This window comes from Streptomyces sp. LZ34 (assembly GCF_053890475.1).
Window position 1 is genome coordinate 142,882 of sequence record NZ_CM132680.1, and the last position, 16,452, is coordinate 159,333.

The 16,452-nt window shown below is 69.4% G+C and carries 12 protein-coding genes and 1 pseudogene; 3 read left to right on the top strand and 10 right to left on the bottom strand.

Annotated features, from left to right (window positions below):
* The first annotated feature begins 42 nt into the window (after positions 1 to 42).
* The 3 genes from ACWY4P_RS00675 to ACWY4P_RS00685 are packed head-to-tail and all read left to right on the top strand — an operon-like array spanning position 43 to position 3,235.
* Complete coding sequence (locus ACWY4P_RS00675) at positions 43 to 2,307, top strand: hypothetical protein (RefSeq protein WP_456208118.1); 2,265 nt, start codon at positions 43 to 45, stop codon at positions 2,305 to 2,307.
* Entirely contained in the window at positions 2,304 to 3,002 is a 699-nt protein-coding gene (locus ACWY4P_RS00680) for a hypothetical protein (RefSeq protein WP_456208119.1), read from the top strand. The genes ACWY4P_RS00675 and ACWY4P_RS00680 overlap by 4 nt, the downstream gene beginning before the upstream one ends.
* The gene (locus tag ACWY4P_RS00685) at positions 2,999 to 3,235 is read left to right on the top strand and encodes a hypothetical protein (protein ID WP_456208120.1); all 237 of its coding nucleotides are present in this window, start codon (positions 2,999 to 3,001) and stop codon (positions 3,233 to 3,235) included. Before ACWY4P_RS00680 ends, ACWY4P_RS00685 begins: the two co-directional genes overlap by 4 nt.
* Before the next feature lie 211 nt (positions 3,236 to 3,446).
* Here the strand turns inward: ACWY4P_RS00685 and ACWY4P_RS00690 are convergent, their stop codons facing one another.
* The 10 genes and pseudogenes from ACWY4P_RS00690 to ACWY4P_RS00735 form a co-directional block, all read right to left on the bottom strand.
* Entirely contained in the window at positions 3,447 to 4,238 is a 792-nt protein-coding gene (locus tag ACWY4P_RS00690; protein ID WP_456208121.1) for an AAA family ATPase, read from the bottom strand.
* Positions 4,235 to 5,818: a Mu transposase C-terminal domain-containing protein gene (locus tag ACWY4P_RS00695; RefSeq protein ID WP_456208122.1), complete on the bottom strand. Its 1,584-nt coding sequence runs from the start codon at positions 5,816 to 5,818 to the stop codon at positions 4,235 to 4,237. Before ACWY4P_RS00695 ends, ACWY4P_RS00690 begins: the two co-directional genes overlap by 4 nt.
* Positions 5,819 to 5,857: 39 nt before the next feature.
* On the bottom strand, positions 5,858 to 6,496 hold the full coding sequence (locus ACWY4P_RS00700; protein WP_456208123.1) for a type I-E CRISPR-associated protein Cas6/Cse3/CasE: 639 nt from the start codon (positions 6,494 to 6,496) through the stop codon (positions 5,858 to 5,860).
* Positions 6,481 to 7,281, bottom strand: a complete 801-nt coding sequence (gene cas5e, locus ACWY4P_RS00705) for a type I-E CRISPR-associated protein Cas5/CasD (protein ID WP_456208124.1) — start codon at positions 7,279 to 7,281, stop codon at positions 6,481 to 6,483. The genes ACWY4P_RS00700 and cas5e overlap by 16 nt, the downstream gene beginning before the upstream one ends.
* Positions 7,278 to 8,432: a type I-E CRISPR-associated protein Cas7/Cse4/CasC gene (cas7e, locus tag ACWY4P_RS00710; protein WP_456208125.1), complete on the bottom strand. Its 1,155-nt coding sequence runs from the start codon at positions 8,430 to 8,432 to the stop codon at positions 7,278 to 7,280. Before cas7e ends, cas5e begins: the two co-directional genes overlap by 4 nt.
* The gene (gene casB / locus ACWY4P_RS00715; RefSeq protein ID WP_456208126.1) at positions 8,429 to 9,070 is read right to left on the bottom strand and encodes a type I-E CRISPR-associated protein Cse2/CasB; all 642 of its coding nucleotides are present in this window, start codon (positions 9,068 to 9,070) and stop codon (positions 8,429 to 8,431) included. The genes cas7e and casB overlap by 4 nt, the downstream gene beginning before the upstream one ends.
* A complete protein-coding gene (gene casA, locus ACWY4P_RS00720) occupies positions 9,070 to 10,608 on the bottom strand; it encodes a type I-E CRISPR-associated protein Cse1/CasA (protein ID WP_456208127.1) in 1,539 nt (512 codons plus the stop codon). Before casA ends, casB begins: the two co-directional genes overlap by 1 nt.
* A 295-nt stretch (positions 10,609 to 10,903) precedes the next feature.
* Positions 10,904 to 13,726 carry a CRISPR-associated helicase Cas3' gene (cas3, locus tag ACWY4P_RS00725; RefSeq protein WP_456208128.1) on the bottom strand — a complete coding sequence of 941 codons (2,823 nt, stop codon included), beginning with the start codon at positions 13,724 to 13,726 and terminating at the stop codon, positions 10,904 to 10,906.
* 775 nt (positions 13,727 to 14,501) lie between these two features.
* Positions 14,502 to 14,816, bottom strand: a complete 315-nt coding sequence (locus ACWY4P_RS00730; protein ID WP_456208129.1) for an AAA family ATPase — start codon at positions 14,814 to 14,816, stop codon at positions 14,502 to 14,504.
* Positions 14,813 to 16,451 (bottom strand): annotated as a pseudogene (locus tag ACWY4P_RS00735) (transposase). Before ACWY4P_RS00735 ends, ACWY4P_RS00730 begins: the two are co-directional and overlap by 4 nt.
* Position 16,452: the final 1 nt, after the last annotated feature.

Genomic DNA, 16,452 nt, shown 5'->3' on the forward strand with positions numbered 1-16,452 from the left:
TGCTTCTCCTCATTCCGTTCACGACACACCGGAGTGTCACGCATGTCCAATTCCCATTTCGACCCTGTCCTCCCTCAGCAACCCGACCCCTACAAGCCAGGAACAAACGCCGAGCGCAACAGCTCCAACGGTTGGCTTCCCTGGCGACGCCCGGGGCACGACAGCCCGGACGAGGACACCAGTGAACCGGCCCCTTCCCCCGCCGCGCAGGGCTTCGGCGGCCAGGAAGCAACGTCCGTGGCGCCGATACCGGATGTCCTCGAAACGGCTGGTGCCCATACCAGCGTGCACGGCAACGTCGAAGTCGTCGCACACCGCATCGAACGCCTGATCATGGAAACGCGTAAACGGGATGTGCTGGAGGGCGTCGAACTCGACCGCGGACAGCTTCTGAAACAGCCGTTCGTGCGAGGCCCCCAGTGGGCTGCGTCCTGGGAGCAAGCGATTGCCCCCACCACAGGCCGCTTGCTGCAACCTGTGCTCATCATCGTGGCACCTCGTTCGTTCGGCTCGACCACGTTCGCTCTGCGCCTCCTGGCAGAACACACCGGCAGCGACACCAGGTTGCTCAAATTGGATGCTGACTGGAGCGCCCCGAAAAGGGGGCGACTGCCTCTGGAAAAGGCGCACGCCTTCCAGCTCGACCTCAAAGACCCGGTGAACGACCAGTTGTCGGCCGACTTCCTCGACGCGCTGTCCGCACACGCCGAGGACCTCCGGGACTGTGGCTCCTACCTGGTCTTAACCGTGGCGCAGGAACTGTGGAACGATCACCGCCTCAGCAGCCGCGCCGGTGTCCGCATCGTCCATCTTCACGCGGCGCCCGAGGCTCAGCAGGTGGTGGAAGCGCACCTGCACGCCAATGGTTACGCACAGCTTGTCACCGAGCTGCTGTCATTCCCCAAGGCGCAGGCGTCCTTACGTGGGCTTACCGCGGTGGCCTCCGTGCGTGCTGCCCACACCGTGGTCATGGCCTGGCAGGAGCACACCCGAGTGCACCAGTCCTCTTCCCCGGGACAGGTTCGCGCCGATGTCGAGGAACAGGTGAGTCTGGAGGACCGTGTCACCGCGGCGCTGACGGACTGGCGGGAAGAACTCGACCGCCTCTTCGGCGAGGCAGCCGCCTTACACAGCGGCGACAATCCCTCCCTCCCGGTGGAGGACCGCTGTCTGCTGCTGGCTCTTGCTGTCCGGCAGTCCGTGTCCGTGCCCGATGTAGCCCGCAGCGCAGGGAAGCTGGAGGAGATCATCGGACATAGCCCGGTGCAGCCTGGCACGGGAGCCACGCTCTCGCCGGTCCCGAGCGCCTTCGCCGGCCGTGGGCTGCGGCGCCGTATCCATGACGTCGGTGCCGATGTCGACGCGCAGGACAACGTGCTCTTCGATCGCCCTGCGTACGGCCGGGCCATCCTGGAGTACGTCTGGGACAACTACGACGTCATGCGCAAGCCCCTGCTCACCTGGCTGATCGGATCGGCCGATGACACCGACCTTGAAGATCGGGCAGTCGAAGCCCTCGCCGACCTCACCATGCGCCACGGCACAGCCGACCATCTCAATGTCTTGGGCGGCATCGCCTACGCCAGCAAGCCCGGTGTGCTCAGTGCGGTGATGGAAAGCGCCGTGCACAACGAGCACATCGGCCGACTGGCCTGGGCCACTCTCTACCGGTGGGCGGGACAGGACGAGTACGCACCGGCGGTGATATCTCTGTGCCGGCGCATCCTGGAAGAGGCATCAGTCACCACCTCCACGGCGAAGATGGCGATGGTGCGCTTGCGTCGCATCGCCCATATCACCCGAGATATCGCGATTCGCGGCTCCGTCCTTGCCGCCTTCGAGGACATCGCTCAGAGGCCTGTCGGCGCCACGCGTCTTGTCACAGAGGTCAGGGACTGGCAACAGGACAAGGCCTCCGCCAGAGGCGGCAGTCTCGCGTTCCTCGCCCTGATGGCGGCGGGCGACGATGGCACGCCTTGGCTCATGTCCGAAACCGCACCCGACATCGATGTGCAGCGTGCCGTACAGGACCTCCTCAGCGCTCCGGACACGGCCGCGGAGATCATCCCGCGCCTGACGGTCTGGGTCCGCGCCTGCGCCGACAACCCTGATGCCTACACACGGCTGCGCGACCGGCTTCTGCCGTCCCTGCGCGGCCACAAGATGTTCCAGGCTGGCATGGCCCTCATGCGAGAACTTGAGGGGATCTCCACCGCCGATGGCGTCAGCGTGGCCGACGACTTCTACCACCACCTCGTCGACACCCGGCTCCAGGCCGTCTTCCCGCTCAAGGGGGATGCCGCATGAGGTGGCCCTGGCAGCGCACCGCCCGCACCAGCGCATGCCCCCAGCCGCGTCTCCTGCCCAGCGCAACCGCAGGCGTCTACTTCGAGACCGTCTTCACCATCGTCTGGCGTCCCCGATGGCGCACCCACCACAACGCGGAGGAAGCCGTCCGCACGCACGTCCACGCCACAGCAGCCCGGACGGCCGCACTCCTCAACGCCTCGGACCTCTCGGCCGCCCAGGACGCTGTCAACGCCGCCCTCGCCCTCCCCCGGCACCACACCCAGCAGTACCGCCTGCTGACCGCACGGGCATCCCTGCGGCTATCGCCCGAAGCCAAGGAGCTCATCGCGCAACGCCAAGCGGACGAGAACCGCATCCGACGCCTGCACTTCCTCAAAACCCATCTCTACAACCACCCCGACCTCGTCGTCCTGGACCGGCTCGAACATCAAGCCCCCGGTGCGCTGCACGACGAACATGTCGCCGAACTGCAGCGCCTGGCCCGCCTGATCAAGGCCTGCGACCTCTGGTGGTTCCCCCTACTCCAGCAGTGGGAGCAACTCGGCGAGGGCTTCAACGACGCGGAGAAACAGCAGCAGGCCATGCTCGCTCTCCTCGACTCACTCAAGACCCTCAACGGTGGCAGTCCACCCCCCGGCATCGCCACACCCGAGCCAGGCCGGCAGCACACCTTCCGCGAGGCGCACCCGTGAAACTCACCCTCTGGAGAGCCGTGCTCGCCCCCCTCACGAGCGTGCGGGCCCTCCTCATCCAGCGCCGCAGCCAAAGCCCCCTTTCCTACGATGCCGCCTGGCGCCAGGCCCGCATGTTCCACTGCCCCGACGAGATGGTCTACCGGCTCCACGGCCACCAAACCACCTCCGCCAGTGACCCGCACAGCGCGCCCCTTCACTCCACGGACCCGTCCACCGCAGACCCCAACTGAACGTCACCGAGCACCCGCAGCAGACCAACGGACGATAGTGAAGCGGGCAGCTCACCCGGGCAGGGTGGGCCTCGGTGTGGACGGCCTGACCGGGAGGCAGAAGAGGGTGCGGCGTGGGTACCGCGCGGCGATCGGTACCGGTCCGCGTTCGTGGCCGGGCTCGGTGTAGGGAACTGAGCCGGGTTCTGTCTCCGGGCCCGCTCCGGCGGGTTCAGGCGTGGCGGGTGGTGGTGTCGAGCTGACCGAGGATCCAGCGGATGAGTTCTTTGCTCATCGTGAGTTCGGGGTTCTTCTTCAGAGCTTCCTGGGCATGGAAGGTGATCTTGGCCCAATTACGGAAGTAGCCGTGTGCGCCTGCGTCGTCGGTGAAGGCCAGGAGATCCTTGTCGGCGTCGTTCCACACGGCGTGGTAGGGAGGGATGGTGTTGAACACCTCGGCAAGGCTCAGTGGTCTGAACTGCTGGGCCTGGTAGAGGCGGGAGTGCAGGGGTGCGTGGCGCAGGACTCGTTGGCGGGTGTTGCCGCTGCCGACGAGGATAACGGTGAGAGGGTTTGTCTCTTCGTCCCACAGGATCCGGGCGCTCTCCATGAGCGAGGTGTTGATGTTCTGGACTTCGTCGATGAGTAGGACGTAGGGCTGGCTGGCGAGGGCCTGGCGGATGTCGTCCTTGCAGGCGGCGAGGTTATCGAGGGGCTTGCCCGGCAGGGCGAGGCCGCGCCAGAAGGCGTGGTAGACCTCGGTCTTGGTGGCGCTGGCGTCGAAGCGGAGGCGGACGGTGTTATGGGGGGCGAATTTGCGCAGGGCGCGGTGGACGGCGAAGGTCTTGCCGAGGCCGACTTGTCCGTGGATGCAGATGATGGAGTGGTGCTTGATGGCCTCCTTGATGAGTTGTTCCGTTTCGCGGGTTGCCTTGGTGCCTACCGTGTTGGCTCCGGCGAGGCGCTGGTAGTGGTCGTGGATGGGGTCGGGAAGCCGGCGGGCGGGGGCGGGTGGCTGGGTCATGTTCGGGGTCCGGTCTGGTCGTCGGGGTGTTCGTCGTCGGGCTGGTTGGGGCGGTGGTCCAGGGGCATGGTCAGGTCGTCGGAGGGTTCGGGAAGCGGAATGAAGTCCGGGAGCGGTTCGAAGGCCTGGCCGGTGGCGTTGAGTTCGCGCAGTTGTTCGGCCGCTTCGTCCTGGGTGAGGGCGTCCAGCCGTCGGGGTGGGCGTGCTTCGGTGACGGCTTCGTAGCGCGCATTGCGGTCCCTCTCGGCCTTTTTGAGTGCTTTGCGCAGTCGGTTGGCTTCGTCACGGCGGGCTCGGTCGAGTGCTCTGCGCTGGGCCGGGGTCACCTCATTGGCCAGGAAGGCGGAGCCGAGGTGGCGGAGGGTGCCGGGCTCGTAGAGCTCGACGCGGTGGTCGTGGTGCAGGAGGTGGCGCAGGTGGACCTTTTCGCCGGCGTGGCCGTGCATCCATTCGGCGATGTAGTCGCGTTTGCGCCAGCGGACGCCGCTGTTGTTGATGGTCAGGGGTTTGCCGACGCGCTCGAGGGTGAGGGTGTGCAGGTCTTCGGCAGGGACGTGGAAGATGGGGGTGAGGTCGTCCGTCCATGCCTGCTGGGGGGTTTTGCCGTCGAGTTTGTCCATGGTGTGGACGGTGTTGCGTTTGTGGACCCAGTCGAGGACGAGGGCGACGAAGGCTTCGAAGTGCAGGAGGGGCTGGTCGGGGTCGACGGGTTTGCCGCCGGGCAGGGTGGGGGCTTCGGTGTAGCCGGGCAGGTCGGCGAACAGGGTTTTCTTGATGGCGCCGTTGGCTGCTTCGACGATGCCTTTCAGGTCGGGGCGGCGGGGCGGCAGCACGATGTGTTCGGTGCCCAGTGAGCCGAGTGCCTGGCCGACGGTGCGGGAGAGGAAGTCGCGGCCGCCGTCGACGCGGATGCGGTCGGGGATGCCGCCGTAGGGGCTGTGCGGCGCTTCGGTGAGGATGGCGTCGCGCAGGGCGACGAGGATGCTTTCCCTGCTGGGTGTCTGGGGGGTGATGGCGAGGCCGCAGGTGCATTTGGTGGCGCAGTCGATGAACCAGGTGATCCATGGTTTGCAGATATGGCCGCCGAGGATGACGGGGACGCTGGCTTCGACGTGGTCGGTTTCCCAGGCGTAGTTGCGGTGGTGGTGTTCGCGCTGTCCGTGGATGTCGTAGCGGCGGCGGGCGCTCTCTCCGCCGCTCAGGCCGGCGCGTTGCCCTTTGTTCCACTGGCGCTGGGCCGCCCGGTGGAACGTGGCCGGGGAGGGGAGTTTCTCGCCCTTGGCGGGTTCTTCTTTGAGTTCTTTGTAGGCGGCGGTGACGTTGCCCCGCAAGCGTGCGATGACGTCGATGGCATGTTCGGTGAGCTGGTAGGAGGGCCGGCCCTGCGGGGTGTAGGTGCCGTTGTTGGCCTCGGCGTTTTTCATCCAGCGGCGGACGGTGCGGGAGGTGACGCCGAAGGCGTCGCATACGGCGCGGATGTGCTCTGGGGCGAGGGTGTCGTGTTCGCGGCGGTGGAGCAGGCGGCGGACGGTCAGGGCTCGCAGCCGGGTGTCGTCGGGAGCGGGCAGCGGGGGGTACATGGCGGGGTGTTTTCCGTGCTTTCTGGGGGGTGGGGTGGTTCAGCGGGGGCTGAGGGTGAGCAGGCCTGCTCCGTAGGCTTTGCCGCGGCCGATGCCTTCACGCAGCGCGGTGGCGAGGAGGGCCGGTTCGCTGATGGTGGCCGTGCCGTCGAACTGGGTGAGGCGCTCGTAGGGCCCTGGGCGGGGAGAGGGGAAGGGGCGGGGTGCGGCCGTGGGGAGGCTGGTGAGGTGCAGGCCGGCGGCCGGGGCGCGTCGCTGCCACCAGGCGATGGCGTCCGGTCCGGTCAGGGGGGTGAGTTTGCCGCGGAGGCGTCCGGTGACGGGGTGGGGTACGGCGTCGGCGCTGCGGCTGACGACGGGGGCGGCGGTGATGCGGTAGCGCACGGGCAGGTGGGGGGTGAGGCCGGTCAGGATGGGGGTGAGGTCGCGGGTGGTGGTCTGTCCGTAGCCGTGGGGCAGGCCGGCGAGGTGGGGGGTGTCGGCGGTTTGGACCAACAGGACGGGGTCGAGGCCGGGGTCGAGGCGGAAGAGGAGGCCTCCGGTCTTGCGGGGGTGAGGGCCGTCGGGGTGGGGCAGCAGCCGCATCACAGTTTTGTGGAGGCCGGGGCGGTGGGCGAGGTCGTTGCGGGCTCTGCGGTGGTGGCGGTTGAGGATGATGCGGGTCAGGGTTGCCGGCATGGGGTGTCCTTGAGGATGTAGTCGGTGAGGGTGTCGAGGGGGTGGGGGCCGGCGTAGAGGGTGGTGGGGAGGTCTTGGGTGGTTCTCCACAGGGGGCGGAGCAGGTGGCTGCGGTGGGTGGGGGTGAGGTCGGCTGGTTCGCTGGGGCTTTCACGGTCGGGCAGGGTGCCGGGGTGGGGTGGGTGTTCGGACCAGAAGACGACTGGCACGTGGGTCTGGCCGGGGCGGGGCGGGCGGGCGAGGCTGAGGGGGACACGGTCGCGCAGGGCGGTGACGGGGTTGGGGATGTCGGTGTGGATGAGCAGGGGCTCGTCGGGCAGGCAGACGCGCCGGCCGAGGTAGGGGGAGAAACGTGGGGTGGTGAGGGTGGTGGCGATGAGTTGGAGGAGGGGGGCGGGGCCCTGGACTGCGATGGTGAAGACGGCGCCAGTCAGGTAGTCCCGCTGGGAGACGTGGGTGGAGGCGTTCGGGGCGCGGTATTTCCCGTCGCTGGTGTGCAGGCCCTGGCGGTGGGAGCGTCCGCCGCCGGTGGTGTGCCAGTCGCGGTAGGGGGTGCCGGGCCGGTCGACGCGGACGGTGAGGGAGAGATCGCGGTGGCTGGGAGTGCCGGGCAGTTCGGGGTAGGGGTCCAGGGCGTGTGCGCCGGTGCGTCCCTGGGCGGCGGCGAACATGCCGATCAGTGCGGAGCGGGTGGGGATGGGCGCGGTGTCGCGGTGGTGGAAGGTGCCTGCCTCGCCGTAGGACTGCAGGAGTCCGGCCGCGCGCAGGATCAGTCCGCGGCTCATGCGGCGGCCTGGCGGGGGGTGTCGGGCAGGGCGGAGCGGGCGCAGGAGGCGGCGAGGTCGTCGAAGGCGGTGTGGTGGATGCCCAGTTCCTCGATGGGGGCGTTGGTGGCGGTGGTGTGGCCGTGGGTGATGCGGTGGCGGGTGCCGATGAGGCGGTCGATGGTGGTGGCGTAGGTGGTCAGGGCCTGGCGGGCGGGCAGGGCGTAGCCCTGGCCGTGGGAGCGGATTGGCTGTTCGAAGGCGGCGCCGTAGGAGACGGGCCGGCGGTCGCGGACGACGTAGTGGACGAGGTCGGGGAGGGTGTGCGCGGCTGCGGAGGTCTGTCCGCCGCGGGGCATGGTCATGATGAATGCCTGGGTGAACAGGTCGATGAGGGTGCGGGCGGTGGTGGTGTCGCCGTCGAGGTTGGTCAGGAGTGTGGTGATGTTGACGGTCGCGAAGCGGTAGAAGTGTCCGGTGGAGCGATAGGCGGTGTTGAGGTGCGCGCTGCCGCTTTCACCGGAGCCGGGCCAGTCGTCGACGGCGGTGAAGAAGTCCGGCTGCGGTTCGCTGCGGTGGACGGTGAAGGCCGGGGCCATCTGCAGGGCGGCTTCGACGTGTCCGTCGTGGATTTCGGTGAGCATGCGGCCGAAGAGGCTGATGGTGGCGGTGCGGCGGGTCAGCTGGGCGGTGATCTCGCCGGTGGGCAGGAGCGGGGGTGCGGGCTTGTTGGAGGCGGTCTGGTTGGCCAGGCCTTCTTCGAGGATGGTGCGGTGGGTGCGGCACAGCTGTGTCAGGTGGCAGGCGGCGTCGGCGGGCACGTAGAGCATGGCCTGGGTGCGATGGCCTTCTTCGGGGTTGGTCTTGAGTCCTCCGGTCTTGGCGCTGGCGGCGATCTGGACCGCGGCGAACGACGCGAGGTCTTCGGGCCAGCCTTCGGCGCGCAGCGTGTCGGTGACCGTCGGGGGGATCCTGCGGGTGCGGGCGGCGTGCTCGCCGAAGGCTTCTTCGACGGCCAGCCGGATGGGGCGTTTCCACGCCTGGGGGGAGACCATGGTGCGGATGGCGCCGCCCATTTCGAGGGTTTTGGGTTCTCCGCTCTCGTCGCTGTTCAGGTTGGCGGCCGTGGTCGGGTGCAGGGCGTGGAGGTCGAGGAAGCGGGCAGCGGTCACGGTGTTCCCTTGCTGGTGAGGTGGAGGGTGCGGTAGAAGGCGTCCTGCCAGCGGGTGGCGACGCGGCCGCGGTCGTGTTCGCGCTGGGCGAGGTCGTCGAGGAGAAGGGGCCAGTCGGGGGTGAGGCCGGCATCGATGAGGCGGCCGGTCAGGGAGGGCAGGCGGCGGTGAAGCTGGTCGTCGCCGAGGCGGACCAGAAGGGCGAGGTATTCGTCGGTGCGGATCTCGTTGAAGTCCGCGGTGCGCACCGCGTTGGCCAGGGTCGCGCCGAGGTTGGGCCGCTTCCTCCAGGTGGCCGTCTCGTAGGGGCCGAGACCGGAGTCGGGGCCGGGGCCAGGGTCCGAGTCGGGGCCGGGGCCGGTGGAGACGGGGGGTTGTTCGGTGCTTGTGGCGTGTGCTGCCCGGACAGCGTCGAGGGGGTCGACGTGGGCGATCAGTGAGGCGATGGTGTAGTGGGCGCGGCGCTGCCCGTAGCCGTGGGTGAGCACGGACAGGAAGCGGTGCATGCCGTGGCAGTCGTCGACCGGGCGGCCGCGGCCCTGACGCAGGATTCTCCGGGCTTTGGGGTCGGTGCAGGCTTTCTCGACCTGTGTGGTGAAGCTGGTGTAGTGGCGGCGGTACTCGATCGCGGTGGGCATCAGGGGTCCTGGCGTGCGCGGGCGGCAGGGGGCGGGGTGTAGAGGGCGTCGACTGCTTTGGCGATGGCGCGGGCGGCGGCACGGTGGCGGAAGCGGGCGCTGGCGGTCGCGGTGCGCAAGGCGCGGGCGGCGGTGTCGGCGAACGTGATCCGGGCGGGAGTGTCGGTGTCGGTGTCCAGGAGGTGCCAGAACGCTGTTTCGGCTTGTTGCCAGTACAGGCGGCGGGCCGTGACGGCCCACGACGGGTCTTTCGAGGAGGGGGCGGCGTGGCGGGTCTCCTTCCACGCCCGGTTGGCCAGGAATGTCAGGCGGGAGGCGGTGTCCTCGGCCGCGGTGCAGCATGCGGAGATGCGGTTGGCGCGTGCGGGGTCGTGTTCCTGGCTCCAGGCGAGCAGGGGCGGGGTGATGGCCGTGTACCAGCGGCGCTGGATGGTTTTGGCGTCCTGGTCAAAGCCGTGGACCCGCACGCGCAGGCTTTTGCGTACGGGGGGTGGGAGGTCGTTGAGGGTGTCGAAGACTTCCGGGCGGCGGGTGGTGCGTCGTTCGTCGGGCGCCAGGAGCAGAGAGTCCAGCTCACGCCACCAGGCCCGGTCGGCGTCCGCGCGGCGAGGACGGGCTTGGGGCGGGCGGCCGGTGCCGGTGCGGACGACGAGGTAGGGGTCGGTCACCGCGAGCCGTGGCTGCTGGGTGGACCAGGTCAGGTAGGCGTTGGAGACGGTGCTCGCGTCGGCGCCCGGCACGAGGAGCACTGCGTGCCGATTCAGGCCCGTCAGGCGCCGCCCCGGCCAGGTCGCCGGAGGTAAGGGGGCCTGGGGGTCGGGGAGTTGGGGTTCTTCCCAGGGGCAGTGGTCCGGTGTGCTCTGCTCGTCGGCGGTGAATTTCGGCACGCCCGCCAGCAGTGTTTCGTACAGGGTGCGGCCCAGGGGGTGGAAGGACACGGCGCCGCGCAGGGGACCTGCAGCGGCGCGGAAGCGTGTGAGCGTGCCGGCTGTGCGGGAGGCGCAGCCGCCGGATGCCCCGTAGTAGTGGTGGATGAGGAGGTGGTGGAGGGCCTCGCGGGTGGGCAGGGGAAGTGCGGTCTGGTCATGGTGGGGGCTCAGCCAGGCGAGGTTGTTGCCCGCGGGACGTCCGAAGGTGAGCGTGTTGATGCCGGAGGGTTTCGTGCACTGCTCAGCCAGCCGGGGGTCCTGCATCCAGGGCCGCAGGGGGTCGAACACGTCGAAGCAGTACCTGGTGAAGTAGGCGTTGATGGTGTCGGCGTCGAACCCGTGGGTGCGGCCGAGCAGTTCATTGCGGCGCCGACTCCATTCGTCGGCGTTCAGCTCGGTGTCGTCAAGGCCGGTGATACGGGCGGTGACGGCGATCGCGATACGCAGGATGGCGGACGCGGCCGGTGCGGCGGTCACGGCGAGGTCTTCGATGGTGTGGGCGTCGAGGAACAGGCCACGCAGGCCGGTGCGGTGGTATCCGTGCTGGTCGCGCACGTCGATCCAGGGGTCGTCGGCCGCGCTGAAGCGGGCAGGGTCGGGCAGGGTCAACGGTGGTGCTCCATAGCGGCAGCCGAAGAAGAGGGAAGAGAAGAGAGGCCGGGTCTCCCCATCCGGAAATGGGAGGCGAGGCTCCCGGCTCCGGGGCGGCATGGTTGGCCACGCGGCCGGGAAGAAGAGGCAGGACACACAGGGGCCCCTCAACGTGCTTGTGACACAGGGGCGTTCGCCTCAGCGGGATCCACGACCGGGCGCACAGCCAGACAATCACACAGTGACCACGCATGCACAACGGGCGAGATAAGTCATACGAATGCGGGGCGGCAGGGTGTCCGCGCCGGCCTGGTCAGCGCGCCGTGGTGTGGACGAGGCCGAGTTCGTCGTCCATGCGCAGCAGGTAGCGGCCGTACTGTTCGGCATCTCCGGTGTCGTGGGCCGGTGCGGGCAGCAGGACCAGGTCCGCGAGCAGGAGGTGGGTGCTCCAGGCCGCGGGGGGACGGTGCTGGGGGCCGCGGTCGGCGACCCAGGCGGCGGGGACGGGCAGGGTGTGCTGCAGGACTCGGCGGATGTCGGCGGTCTGAAGGCGCGGCCCGACGGGAAGCGGGTGGCGGCCGCTGCGGTCGAGGGCGAGGTCGCCGGAGGCGGTGTGGTAGCAGGGCAGCAGCCGCACGGGCAGCGTGCCCAGACGGGTGGCGGCCTGCGCGGTGGTCAGACGCTGGCGGTGGAGGTCGGCCAGGGAGGAGACACGGCTGGGCGGCGGGACGAGGTGCTCGGCGCTGAGGTGCCGCTCGGTGGTCTCCCGTGCCTGCAGACAGGCCGCGTCGCGCCTGAGGGCTTCGGTGGCCTCGGCGAACGGCGAGTGCCGACCGTGGATCTGCTCGACCAGGTCCTGCACATCGCCGGGCAGGCTGATCAGGGAACGGGCGCGCAGCAGGTCGGCGGTGGACCGCAAGAGGAAAGGGGCTTCCAGGGTGCGCCAGCCAGCCGGGACCGCAGTGACGCCTGTAGCCGAGACGGGCTCCAGGATATGAAGTTCCGGGATATGACTGTCATCCCACCACACAGGACGGCGCAAGACGCCGTCGTGGTGCCAGCGATGGGCGAAGCGCGCGAGGCGTCCCAGGCGCTGCAGCAGACGGGCGACGGAGGCCAGGTCGCTGACCATGAGGTCGACGTCGATGTCCAGGCTGGTGTCCAGCAGGCTCGTGGTGACGACGACGAGCCGGTCCGGGCGCTCGCCGGTGGGGCCCAGCCGGCGGCGCAGGGCGTGCAGGAGCCGTTCACGGTGGTGGCCGGGGAAGCGGGCGTGCAGCAGGACGAGGTCCGCGGGGTCGCCGGGCCAGGTGTGTTTCAGGTGACGGTAGGTGTCCTGGGCGTCCGGGACGGTCGCGCAGGACACCGCGGCGCACCCGCCACGGCCGACGACGGGCGCGAGCACGTCACCGATCACATCGAGGCGCTCCCCACTCTCGACCGTGCGCAGCTGCGGGCCCAGCCGTTGACGCCGCACGGCATGGACACGGAAGCGGGCCTGCCGGTGCTGGCCGGCGGCGTGACGCAGGCGGGCGGGCTCGTGCATCGTGCGGACGGTGGCGGTGGCGGCACCGGCGAACAGCCAGCCCGGATACGCAGGGCTCAAAGAGCCCTGCGGCAGGGCGGAGGCCCGGTGGCCGGCGCCCGTCAGATAGGCGCGCACCAAAGCGTCCGCCGTGGAGGCGGGCAGGGTCGCCGACAGCAGCACCACGGGGGTACGCAGGGCTCCGAACCAGCTCAGCAGGCGCAGCAGTTGCAGGTGGCTGAACGCGGACAGGGCGTGCGCCTCGTCGACGACGACCGTCTTGCCCGACAGGGCCAGCAGCCGTACCGCGTTGGACCACACGGGCAGGACAGCCATCTGCGCCTGGTCGACCGTCGCGGCGCAGAACGGCGCCAGCAGTGCCGCGTCGTGCCCGCGCAGCCACCGCGGCGGCTCCGTCACCTCCAAATCGTCCTTCCCCACTGGTGGCGCCCCCTCCCCCGCCGCAGCAGCCGGGGCGAACTCGTCTGCGGCGAGCCGACGATCGGTGTAGGCGGCGTTGTACAAGCTGTGACTGTGCACGAGGGTGACCGGCGCCCGGTCGGGCTCGTGCCGGCCGACATAATCCTCGAGCAGGTCCCAGGAGGCGTCCGCGGTAGCGGTGCTGGGCGACAGCCACGCCACGCCCCTGCTCCCGCAGGCCGCGTTGAAAATCCGGGACGCCTCCAATGCGGCGATGCTCTTGCCCGTCCCGGTCGCATCCGCCGCCACCACAATGCCGCCGCCCGACTCCTCCACCAGAGCAGGAAGCTGCTTCATCAGCGACTCCTGGAACAAGCTGGGACGCCCGGCGTGCGGATGCGCCACCGCGAACGGCGCGTCCTGCCACTCCAGCCTCTCCAGCCCGGCCGCATCCAGCAGGCCGGGGGCCTCCTCGCGTGCCAGAGCGAAGTGTTCGGCCGCCCCGAAGGCCGGCATGTGTGCCTGCGGCAGCCAGTACGACCGCTGCCTCGCCATCTGACCCGCCACCGCCCCCACACCTGCCGAGAGAACCGCCGCAGGAACAGACATCCGCTCGGGAACCTGCGCGGCTCCCGTCAGATGCTGCACCACGGCAGCGTAACGGCGGCGCAGCCCTTCCCATGCCTCTCCCCCGGCCGCGGCAGCCACCCGGCGCGCGGACGCCGCGCCCTCGACGTCGGCCTGCAGGAAGAACCCCCGGCAGCCACCGACCACCTGAGCCGCCCGCACCGCAGGACTCGCGTTGCCGGCACACACGTAGCCGATATCCGTCAGCACCCCCAGCGCCACATGCATCGAGCTCCGCGCCGTCGAGGTCCACTCGGCATCCACGCTCGCCTGCTCCACCAGCGTGCCGTCGAGCCGCGCCCAGGCAGCAGGGTGCCTGCGTTGGAAACCGGGAACCAGACGCCCCAAATCCTGAAGCCCCGCCAGGAACGCAACCACCGACCGCGCCTGGCCGGGAAGCAGACCCATACCCTCGCTTAGCACATCCTGTTGAGAGGCCGTCACCACCCGGTCCCACACCCCGAACGCCATCACCGCACTGTCGAGCATCCCGAACAACAGCGGATACGCCGTGCTCGAAGCCGCATCGAACTCCGTCCACGGCCCCAGACCAATACCCCCCATCCGGGCATCCTCAATAGCCCCCACCCACCGCCACCTCCCCCACGACCCGCCCCACCAACAACCCCAACTCTCCCACGCACCAGTCCTACTACGAGAACGAACCGTCCCCGACACACAAAGCGGTGGTAAAGTCTCCTCAGAAGACCAGGTCGTGGAGGGTAAGCCCGCGCAAGCAGGGATGAATCGGCGACATCTCCCCGTTGGCCACCGCGATCCACGTAAGCCCCGCGCAAGCAGGGATGAATCGTCGTCGGCTGCCTTGACGTCCTCGGGGGCGGCGTAAGCCCCGCGCAAGCAGGAATGGATCGATCCGAGGGGTCGCGGTTATGTAGAGGCGGCAGCAAGCCCCGCGCAAGCAGGGATGAATCGGACGACATACGCGAACTCCACGCCCACCTCCAGTAAGCCCTGCGCAAGCAGGGATGGATCAATGCGAGGGGTCGCGGTTATGTAGAGGCGGCAGCAAGCCCCGCGCAAGCAGGGATGGATCGTATTCGAACGCCTCCCCATTGAGCCACTGGGCGTGAGCCCCGCGCAAGCAGGGTGGATCGCCCGCGTTGATGCTGATCAAGCGGTTTGGAGCCAGTCGCGGCAGGCATGGACCCAGTCTCGAGTCTGCAGGCATGACAGCATCGACTATCGAGAAAACAGCAGGTCAGACGGATCTCTCTATAGCGATTCTCGCGAAAATGTCCTGGCATTTCTCATGACATGGCAGTCCTTTTTCTCATCTGATGTCACTTCACAAAAGTGACGTATTTGCGATGAAGCCAGGTCAGCTACCTGTCTGAGCTCTCGCACCAGTGACATCGCAACGAGAAATATGAATGGACATCGAAATGAGATTCAGCACCGCGCGAGCGGTGGGCCGGGCCCGGAAGGTGATCTTGCGGACGTCCTCGCCGGGCTCGAGTGCGCGCAGGCAGGTGTTGACGGCGAGGGTCTTGCCGAAGCCGGCGCCGCCGTGGATGCACATCATGGCGCGGGCGGCGACCGTGTCGGAGATGTTCTCCCGGGCGGTGAGCAGGGCGCGGGTGGTGACCACGGACGCATCGGGCAGGTCGACGTACTGGTAGGTGGCCGCGGTCACGAGGCGTCTCCGTCTTCGTCGGTGGTGGGACGTGCGGCCCGCCCGTCGCGGCCGTCCGGGGCGGAAGCGCCATCACGGCCGGGCGGGTGCGGGACGCGCGGGCCTGGCGTGGTCAGCGCGGCCAGGGAAGCAGGGGTGCGCCAGTCGGCCGGGGGCGCGGCGGGCGGGATGAGGTCCGGCATCGCGAGCTGCGCGAGGTCGGTGTCGGCAGTCTGGGCGAGTTCGGCCTCGGCCTGCGCGGTGGTCAGCGCGCCGAGCCGCTGAGGTGCCTCGGGCTGGATGGCGGCGGCGTAGCGCTCGCGCTGGGAAGCCTCCAGGTCCTTCTTCAGACGGCGCGCACGGGCGGCCCGCGCTTTCCGTACAGCGCTGGCCTTCCTCGGTGGCCTGGTCGGCCAGGTCCGCGGGACCCAGGTAGCGGCCAGTGGCCGCGTGGTACACCTCGATGCGGTGGTCGTGGTGGGGCATGAAGCGGATGCGGACCTGGATTCCGGTCTGGCCGGTCATCCACGGCCCCACGTAGTCGCGTTTCCTGAAGCGGATGCCGCGGGTGGTCAGCGTGCGGGTGCCGGCGTCCTCCAGGGTTAACGTCCACAGATCTGTCGCGGGCACGTCCCGCAGCGGGGTGGGATCGCCCTGCCACGCCTGAAGCGGAGTCTTTCCCCGCAACGGCGCCGGGCGGTGCTCGGTGTTCCACCAGAGCGTCCAGGCCAGAAGCCGGGCGGTGAAGTCCTCGAAGCCGAGCAGCACTTCGTCCTTCGGGCGGGAGGAGCGTTTGCCGGGGCGCGGCTGGCGGGCATAGCCGGGCAGCGCGGCCAGGAACATGCTCTCCACCGCCCGGTTCAGGCCCTCCACGGTGCCCTTGAGGTGGGGGGTGTAGGCGGGCAGGTCCTCCACCGTCACGTCCAGGAGATCGAACGCGGCGGTCACCGTCCTGGACAGGAAGTCCTTGCCGCGGTCCACCCGTACCTTCTCCGGCAGGCCGCCGAACGGACCGTAGGGGTCCTCACGCAGGACCGCGGAGCGCAGCGCGGCCAGTACCGACTCCCGCGACGGATCCCCCGGCGTGACCGCGACACCGGTGATCGCGTTCGTCGCGCAGTCGGTGAACCAGGTGATCCACGGCCTGCGGGCCTTGCCCTCGACGTCGACCAGCACCGCCGCCTGGACGTGGTCGGTCTCCCACACCTGATTGCGCCAGCCCCGCGGCCTTGCCAGGAACACATCATGCTTGCGCGCCGCCCGCTCCCCTCCCGCAAGCCCGGCCCGCTCCCCCGGCGTCAGATCACGGCGGATCGCCCGATGCAGCGTCGTCAGCGACGGCACATCCGGCGGCGGCCCGGCCTGTGTACCGACATCAGCTACTGGACGCCCGGCCGCGCGGGCAGCGAGCTCACGCTGCACTGCGGCGACATTGCCCTTCCACAGCGCCAGCAGCGCGCGGACCTCCGGTGTGACCGTGAACCTCGTGCCGGTCTGGGCCCGTGCCCCGGGCTCGTCAGCTGCCCGTTCGTCGCGGCCGGCTTCAGCCAGCCACCGCCACACGGTGCGCTCCGACACCCCCAGCGCATCCGCCGCCACCCGGACATGGCCGGTCTTCAGCTCGCCCCGCACCCGCAGAGCGAGCAGCCGACGCACC